The 805-nt window shown below is 66.1% G+C and carries 1 protein-coding gene and 1 riboswitch; the gene reads left to right on the top strand.

Annotated features, from left to right (window positions below; all coding sequences use genetic code 11):
* Positions 1 to 170 precede the first annotated feature (170 nt).
* A riboswitch (TPP riboswitch) is annotated at positions 171 to 278 on the top strand.
* 55 nt (positions 279 to 333) lie between these two features.
* The coding region (locus tag NW837_RS15855; protein ID WP_414332684.1) for a phosphomethylpyrimidine synthase ThiC at positions 334 to 805 on the top strand (472 nt) is incomplete at its 3' end.

The raw sequence follows: 805 nt of genomic DNA, 5'->3' as shown, positions 1-805 counted from the left end.
CGAGGTGTGCGACGCGCTGCTAACGCGCCACATCATCGCAGGGCTGCCACTGGGCGACTACGACGCCTCGATGCGCCACGACCTGCTGGTGTGCGTCACGGAGACGCGCACGCGCGAGGAGATCGACGCCTTCGCCGACGCGCTGCGCCAAGTGCTGTAGGGTATACTGGGGCTACCGCGGGGGGAGCTGCTGCGGCGGCTGAGACCTCGCTTCGGCGAGGGACCCCTTGAACCTGATCCGGGTAATACCGGCGGAGGGAACGCGGCAGGCTTATGCCTACTGCTAACCCCTGTCGCTGCATCGCCCCGCGAGACTCTATCAGGAGGCTATGCATGCAGGACACCGTAACGCAGATGCACTACGCGCGGCAGGGCGTCATCACCGACGCGATGCGCGCATGCGCCCAGCACGAGGGCGTTGACCCCGAACTCGTGCGCGACGAGGTCGCCCGCGGGCGCGCGATTATCCCCGCCAACATCCACCACCGCAGCCTACAGCCCATCGTGATTGGCAAGCGGTTCCGCACCAAAGTGAACGCGAACATCGGCAGCTCCGCGCTGGACGCCCACCTCGAGAACGAGCTGGAGAAGCTGCGCACTGCTGTGCGCTGGGGCGCGGACACGGTGATGGATCTCTCCACCGCAGGCGACTTGGACGCGATACGCACGGCGATTATCGAGCATTCGCCTGTGCCCGTTGGAACCGTGCCCGTGTACCAACTACTGACCGAAGCGCGCAGCGTGGAGTCGATTCGCGAGCAGGACTTTCTGGACATCGTGGAGCATCAGGCGCGGCAGGGCGTGG

It is taken from the genome of Synechococcus sp. R6-10 (assembly GCF_047461815.1).
Taxonomy (GTDB): domain Bacteria; phylum Cyanobacteriota; class Cyanobacteriia; order Thermostichales; family Thermostichaceae; genus Thermostichus.
This window is presented reverse-complemented; position numbering and strand designations above follow the sequence as displayed.